Consider the following 5,735-nt stretch of genomic DNA (forward strand, 5'->3'; position numbering starts at 1 on the left):
GGCCGGGGCGCCGAGCCGCCGGCCGAGCCGGCCGCGGTGCCCGCCGAGGTCACCGCGAGCAGCGCCAACGGCACCGGCGACGCGCCGTCCATCGACACGGGGAACGGGGAGGGCTGAGCCGTGCTCATCCCACGCAAGGTCAGGCACCGCAAGCAGCACCACCCGAAGCGGTCCGGTATGGCCAAGGCCGGTACCAGGGTCAACTTCGGGGAGTACGGCATCCAGGCGCTCACGCCGGCGTACGTGACCAACCGGCAGATCGAGTCCGCGCGTATCGCCATCAACCGGCACATCCGCCGTGGTGGCAAGGTGTGGATCAACATCTTCCCGGACCGGCCGCTGACCAAGAAGCCGGCGGAGACCCGGATGGGCTCCGGCAAGGGTTCGCCCGAGCACTGGATCGCCAACGTCAAGCCGGGTCGGGTCATGTTCGAGCTCAGCTTTCCGAACGAGACCGTGGCACGCGAGGCGCTGCGTCGCGCGATGCACAAGCTCCCGATGAAGTGCCGCATCGTCACGCGTGAAGGTGGTGACTTCTGATGGCAGCAGGGACGACGGCCGCCGAGCTGCGCGAGCTCAACGACGAGGAGCTCGTGCTGCGGCTGCGCGAGTCGAAGGCGGAGCTGTTCAACCTCCGCTTCCAGATGGCCACCGGGCAGATGGACAACAACCGCCGGCTGCGCACCGTCCGCAAGGACATCGCCAAGATCTACACCGTGATGCGCGAGCGCGAGCTCGGGCTCTCGGTCTCCCCGGACGAGCTCCCCAGCGATGAGGTTTCCGCATGAAGCTTGCGGAATGCGGGGCGAGGGAGTTGGCCCACCGCGACGAGGGTAGGCCGAGGAACGAGGTCTGCCCGAGGAGCGGTCCGGTGACCCGGCGCTCGAGGCGACCCATGACCACGGCCAACACTCCCGAGTTGGAGGAACCAGCATGACCGAGCCGATTGACACCGAAGAGATCTTCCACGACAAGTCCCGCGGGCGTCGCAAGGTGCGTGAGGGCTACGTGGTGTCCGACAAGATGGACAAGACGATCGTGGTCGCGCTCGAGGACCGCAAGAAGCACCCGCTCTACGGCAAGGTCATGCGCTCCACCACCAAGGTCAAGGCGCACGACGAGGACAACACCGCCGGCATCGGCGACCGCGTCCTGCTGATGGAGACCCGCCCGCTGTCGGCGACCAAGCGCTGGCGGCTCGTGAAGATCGTCGAGAAGGCCAAGTAACCGGACCGCGCGTATCAGGTCGGAAATCTGTTACGCCACAACGGGTCAGGAGTAGGAAGTGATCCAGCAGGAGTCGCGACTGCGCGTCGCCGACAACACGGGTGCCAAGGAGATCCTGTGCATCCGGGTGCTCGGCGGCTCCGCGCGCCGCTACGCGGGCATCGGCGACATCATCGTCGCCACCGTGAAGGACGCGATCCCCGGTGCCGCCGTGAAGAAAGGCGACATCGTCAAGGCGGTCGTGGTGCGCACGGCCAAGGAGAAGCGCCGCCCGGACGGCAGCTACATCCGGTTCGACGAGAACGCGGCCGTGCTCATCAAGCCGGACAACGAGCCGCGCGGCACCCGCATCTTCGGGCCGGTGGGTCGCGAGCTGCGGGACAAGAAGTTCATGAAGATCATCTCGTTGGCGCCGGAGGTGCTCTGACACATGAGCGAGCTTGCGAGCGAATCAATGGGCACAGCGATCGTCTTCATGATCACGACGAGCGCCGGCGAGGAGCGATCATGAAGATCAAGAAGGGCGACACGGTCGTCGTGATCTCCGGTAAGGACAAGGGCGCCAGGGGCAAGGTCATCCAGGCCTACCCGAAGACCGAGAAGATCCTCGTCGAGGGCGTCAACCGGGTGAAGAAGCATACCAAGATCACGCAGACCCAGCGGGGCGCGAAGTCCGGCGGGATCGTCACCCAGGAGGCCCCGATCCACGTCAGCAACGTGATGCTGATCCACGACGGCAAGCCGGTCCGGGTGGGCTACAAGATCAATGAGGACGGCCGCAAGGTCCGGGTGGCCCGCGGGAAGAACGGGAACGGGAAGGAGATCTGATGAGCACCGCTGAGAAGATCGTCCCCCGGCTGAAGACCCGGTACCGCGAGGAGATCGTGTCGGCGCTGCGCAGCGACTTCACGTTCGACAACCCGATGCAGATCCCGCGGCTGGTCAAGATCGTGGTCAACATGGGGGTCGGCGACGCCGCAAGGGACGCCAAGCTGATCGAGGGCGCGGTCCGCGACCTGTCCACGATCACCGGCCAGCGTCCGGAGATCCGCCGGGCCCGCAAGTCCATCGCGCAGTTCAAGCTGCGCGAGGGCATGCCGATCGGGGCCAAGGTGACCCTGCGCGGCGACCGGATGTGGGAGTTCCTCGACCGGCTGCTGACCATCGCGCTGCCCCGTATCCGCGACTTCCGCGGGCTGTCGCCCAAGCAGTTCGACGGGAACGGCAACTACACGTTCGGTCTCAACGAGCAGTCGATGTTCCACGAGATCGACCCCGATTCCATCGACCGCCAGCGCGGCATGGACATCACGATCGTCACCACCGCGACCAACGACGAGGAAGGCCGGGCGCTGCTGCGGCACCTGGGCTTCCCGTTCAGGGAGAACTGATGGCCAAGAAGGCTCTGGTCCACAAGGCTGCGCAGAAGCCCAAGTTCAAGGTGCGCGCATACACCCGGTGCCAGCGCTGCGGTCGCCCGCGCGCGGTGCTGCGCAAGTTCGGCCTGTGTCGGATCTGCGTCCGGGAGATGGCGCACCGCGGCGAGCTGCCCGGCGTGAGCAAGTCCAGCTGGTGAGCGAGGCTCCCATAGACCCCCAGTTCGCCACAGGCCCCGCGCGGGGAACCACGGCGAGAAAGGCTGATCGGCACCCATGACGATGACCGACCCGATCGCAGACTTCTTGACCCGTCTGCGAAATGCGAACTCGGCGTACCACGACGAGGTCGTCTTGCCGCACTCCAAGCTCAAGGAGAACATCGCGGAGATCCTCAAGCGCGAGGGTTACATCACCGGCTACCGCAGCGAGGACGCCGAGCAGGGCAAGAACCTGATCGTCGAGCTGAAGTACGGCCCCAACCGGGAGCGGAGCATCGCCGGCCTGCGCCGCGTGTCCAAGCCCGGCCTGCGGGTGTACGCGAAGTCCACCAACCTGCCGAAGGTGCTCGGCGGCCTCGGCGTGGCGATCATCTCCACGTCGTCCGGGCTGCTCACCGACCGGCAGGCCGGCAAGCAGGGTGTGGGCGGGGAAGTCCTCGCCTACGTCTGGTAAGGGGGTCTCATGTCGCGCATCGGAAAGCTGCCGATCCCCGTACCGTCCGGAGTGGACGTCACGATCGACGGGCAGCACATCAGCGTCAAGGGTCCCAAGGGGACGCTCACGCACACCGTGGCCGAGCCGATCAAGGTGGAGAAGGCCGAGGACGGCACGCTGACCGTCAAGCGGCCCAACGACGAGCGCCAGAACCGCGCGCTGCACGGGCTGACCCGGTCGCTGGTGAACAACCTCGTGGTCGGCGTGACCCAGGGCTACGAGAAGAAGATGGAGATCCACGGCGTCGGGTACCGCGTCCTGGCCAGGGGCTCCGATCTGGAGTTCTCGCTTGGGTTCAGCCACCCGGTGAAGGTCAGCCCGCCGGAGGGGATCACGTTCACGGTCGAGACGGCCACCCGGTTCTCCGTGCAGGGCATCGACAAGCAGCGGGTCGGCGAGGTGGCAGCCAACATTCGCAAGCTGCGCAAGCCGGATCCGTACAAGGGCAAGGGTGTCCGGTACGCCGGCGAGAAGATCCGCCGCAAGGTCGGAAAGACGGGTAAGTGATCATGGCTGAGACTGCGACAAAGAGGAAGCCGGTCGGGAAGGACGTCTCGACCAGGCGCCGGATCGCCAAGGCCCGCCGGCACTTCCGGATCCGCAAGAAGGTCCAGGGCACGCCGGAGCGCCCGCGGCTGGCGGTGTTCCGCTCCGCGCGGCACATCAGCGTCCAGCTCATCGACGACCTCGCCGGGCACACGCTGGCGGCGGCGTCGAGCATGGAGGCCGACGTCCGCGCGCTGGACGGCGACAAGAAGGCCCGCGCGGCCAAGGTCGGCGAGCTGATCGCCGCCAGGGCGAAGAACGCCGGCATCGACAAGGCCGTGTTCGACCGCGGTGGCAACGACTACCACGGCCGGATCGCGGCGCTCGCCGACGCGGCACGCGAGGCGGGGCTGGAGTTCTAGATCATGATGAACAGTGCTGCACGCCACTCCGCGCGCGGTCGCGATCGCTCAGGCAGGGCGGTATCCACCGAAGCGTCACTGAACGGCCAACCGTGCCCTGCCGTCGCGATAGCGAAGCCTTCGGCCGGCGCGCGCTCGTGGGTCACCTTGGGTGCCGCGAGTTCAACCAGTAGTTCAAGCAACGGAAGGAACGCCTGATGCCGGGACGTACGCGGCAATTCGGCGGCGGCCAGGGCGGCGAGCGTGGCGACCGCGGTGAGCGGGGCGAGCGCCGGGACCGCAGGGACCGTCGCGACAGCGGCCGTGGCGGTGCGGCCCAGGAGAAGACCCCCCACCTCGAGCGCGTCGTGGCGATCAACCGGGTCGCCAAGGTCGTCAAGGGTGGCCGGCGGTTCAGCTTCACCGCGCTGGTCGTGGTCGGGGACGGCGACGGCATGGTCGGCGTCGGCTACGGCAAGGCCAAGGAGGTGCCGGCCGCCATCGCCAAGGGCGTCGAGGAGGCGAAGAAGAACTTCTTCAAGGTTCCCCGCATCGGCGGCACCATCCCGCACCCGGTGCAGGGCGAGGAGGCCGCCGGCGTGGTGCTGCTGCGCCCGGCCAGCGCCGGTACCGGGGTCATCGCCGGCGGTCCGGTGCGGGCCGTGCTGGAGTGCGCCGGCGTGCACGACGTGCTGTCCAAGTCGCTCGGCAGCGACAACGCGATCAACATCGTGCACGCGACCGTGGCCGCGCTGAAGAGCCTGCAGCGCCCGGAGGAGGTCGCGGCCCGCCGCGGCCTGCCGCTCGAGGACGTGGCGCCGGCCGGCATGTTGCGGGCGCGCGCCGGGCAGGGAGTGTGACCGCCATGGCGAAGCTCAAGGTGACCCAGATCAAGAGCACCATCGGGACCAAGCGGAACCACCGCGAGTCGCTGCGAACGCTCGGCCTGCGCAAGATCCGCCAGTCGACGGTGCGTGAGGACACCCCCGAGGTGCGCGGCCTGATCCACACGGTCCGCCACCTCGTGACTGTCGAGGAGATCGACTGATGGTCATCAAGATCCATCACCTGCGTCCCGCTCCCGGGGCCAAGACCGAGAAGACCAGGGTCGGCCGCGGTGAGGGCTCGAAGGGCAAGAGCGCCGGCCGCGGTACCAAGGGCACCAAGGCACGCAAGAACGTGTCGCCCGCGTTCGAGGGCGGCCAGATGCCGATCCACATGCGGCTGCCCAAGCTGCGCGGCTTCCGCAACCGGTTCCGCACCGAGTACCAGCCGGTGAACGTCGGCGACATCGCCAGGGTGTTCCCCGACGGCGGCACGGTCGGGGTGGCCGAGCTGGTGGCCAAGGGCTTGGTGCGCAAGAACAAGCTCGTCAAGGTGCTCGGCAACGGCGAGGTGGGGGTCAAGCTGACCGTCACCGCGCACGCCTTCTCCAAGAGCGCCACCGACAAGATCACCGCTGCCGGCGGCAGCACCACAACGCTGTAAACCAACCCGAACCGGCCGGCGGAGCTCCACCTCCGCCGGC

The 5,735-nt window shown here is 67.8% G+C and carries 13 protein-coding genes; all 13 read left to right on the plus strand.

Going from position 1 to position 5,735, the window contains the following annotated elements; all coding sequences use genetic code 11:
- Positions 1-120 precede the first annotated feature (120 nt).
- Positions 121-540: a 50S ribosomal protein L16 gene (gene rplP, locus VGX25_RS06425; RefSeq protein WP_326916682.1), complete on the plus strand. Its 420-nt coding sequence runs from the start codon at positions 121-123 to the stop codon at positions 538-540.
- A complete protein-coding gene (gene rpmC / locus VGX25_RS06430; protein ID WP_326916683.1) occupies positions 540-788 on the plus strand; it encodes a 50S ribosomal protein L29 in 249 nt (82 codons plus the stop codon). The genes rplP and rpmC overlap by 1 nt, the downstream gene beginning before the upstream one ends.
- A gap of 145 nt (positions 789-933) precedes the next feature.
- Positions 934-1,227 carry a 30S ribosomal protein S17 gene (gene rpsQ / locus VGX25_RS06435; RefSeq protein ID WP_326916684.1) on the plus strand — a complete coding sequence of 98 codons (294 nt, stop codon included), beginning with the start codon at positions 934-936 and terminating at the stop codon, positions 1,225-1,227.
- Positions 1,228-1,285: 58 nt separating this feature from the next.
- Positions 1,286-1,654, plus strand: coding sequence for a 50S ribosomal protein L14 (rplN, locus tag VGX25_RS06440; RefSeq protein WP_325162124.1), 369 nt, complete (start codon positions 1,286-1,288; stop codon positions 1,652-1,654).
- 80 nt (positions 1,655-1,734) lie between these two features.
- Entirely contained in the window at positions 1,735-2,055 is a 321-nt protein-coding gene (rplX, locus tag VGX25_RS06445; RefSeq protein WP_326916685.1) for a 50S ribosomal protein L24, read from the plus strand.
- Positions 2,055-2,618 (plus strand): 50S ribosomal protein L5, encoded by a 564-nt coding sequence (gene rplE / locus VGX25_RS06450; protein ID WP_326916686.1) that lies wholly within the window; start codon positions 2,055-2,057, stop codon positions 2,616-2,618. The genes rplX and rplE overlap by 1 nt, the downstream gene beginning before the upstream one ends.
- Positions 2,618-2,803 carry a type Z 30S ribosomal protein S14 gene (locus tag VGX25_RS06455; protein ID WP_326916687.1) on the plus strand — a complete coding sequence of 62 codons (186 nt, stop codon included), beginning with the start codon at positions 2,618-2,620 and terminating at the stop codon, positions 2,801-2,803. Before rplE ends, VGX25_RS06455 begins: the two co-directional genes overlap by 1 nt.
- Before the next feature lie 76 nt (positions 2,804-2,879).
- Positions 2,880-3,278, plus strand: a complete 399-nt coding sequence (gene rpsH, locus VGX25_RS06460; RefSeq protein ID WP_326916688.1) for a 30S ribosomal protein S8 — start codon at positions 2,880-2,882, stop codon at positions 3,276-3,278.
- Between the two features lie 9 nt (positions 3,279-3,287).
- The gene (rplF, locus tag VGX25_RS06465; RefSeq protein ID WP_326916689.1) at positions 3,288-3,827 is read left to right on the plus strand and encodes a 50S ribosomal protein L6; all 540 of its coding nucleotides are present in this window, start codon (positions 3,288-3,290) and stop codon (positions 3,825-3,827) included.
- A 2-nt stretch (positions 3,828-3,829) separates the two neighbouring features.
- Complete coding sequence (rplR, locus tag VGX25_RS06470) at positions 3,830-4,228, plus strand: 50S ribosomal protein L18 (RefSeq protein ID WP_326916690.1); 399 nt, start codon at positions 3,830-3,832, stop codon at positions 4,226-4,228.
- Between the two features lie 197 nt (positions 4,229-4,425).
- On the plus strand, positions 4,426-5,067 hold the full coding sequence (gene rpsE, locus VGX25_RS06475) for a 30S ribosomal protein S5 (protein ID WP_326916691.1): 642 nt from the start codon (positions 4,426-4,428) through the stop codon (positions 5,065-5,067).
- 5 nt (positions 5,068-5,072) lie between these two features.
- Complete coding sequence (gene rpmD / locus VGX25_RS06480; protein WP_326467018.1) at positions 5,073-5,255, plus strand: 50S ribosomal protein L30; 183 nt, start codon at positions 5,073-5,075, stop codon at positions 5,253-5,255.
- On the plus strand, positions 5,252-5,695 hold the full coding sequence (gene rplO, locus VGX25_RS06485) for a 50S ribosomal protein L15 (RefSeq protein WP_326916692.1): 444 nt from the start codon (positions 5,252-5,254) through the stop codon (positions 5,693-5,695). The genes rpmD and rplO overlap by 4 nt, the downstream gene beginning before the upstream one ends.
- The last annotated feature ends 40 nt before the right edge of the window (positions 5,696-5,735 follow it).

Origin of the sequence: Actinophytocola sp. (genome assembly GCF_035942955.1) — a bacterium.
Taxonomy (GTDB): Bacteria; Actinomycetota; Actinomycetes; order Mycobacteriales; family Pseudonocardiaceae; genus DASYTH01.